This window comes from Tritonibacter sp. SIMBA_163 (assembly GCF_046535935.1).
GTDB classification, from domain to species: Bacteria; Pseudomonadota; Alphaproteobacteria; order Rhodobacterales; family Rhodobacteraceae; genus Epibacterium; species Epibacterium scottomollicae.
Genome location: NZ_JAWJBP010001266.1, coordinates 1 through 238 on the forward strand (window position 1 = coordinate 1; position 238 = coordinate 238).

A 238-nucleotide genomic window follows, 5' to 3' on the forward strand; every position below is an offset into this window, starting at 1 on the left:
CAATCAAGATTCATGGATGCTTTATGGATTACGCCTAACCCCGAATTAAAGCGAGGGATGACTTCAAATCCCATTTTTTCTTTTACAACTTCAGGATCAACCGTATAAGCAGTTCCCACATCAGCATTAACCGAATTTTTCTGATAATTCGGATTTTCTAAACGATTGAGTAGTTTTTTCGGTTCGCTAAAAAATAGAATATCGCTATCAAACAGAAACATTCGATCGCTGCTGAGAT

General features: G+C 37.0%; 1 protein-coding gene. It reads right to left on the reverse strand.

Annotation, left to right across the window (positions count from 1 at the left end; genetic code table 11):
• On the reverse strand, positions 1-221 hold a 221-nt coding region (locus tag R0J92_RS26380; protein ID WP_411053863.1), incomplete at its 3' end, for a hypothetical protein.
• Between the last annotated feature and the right edge of the window lie 17 nt (positions 222-238).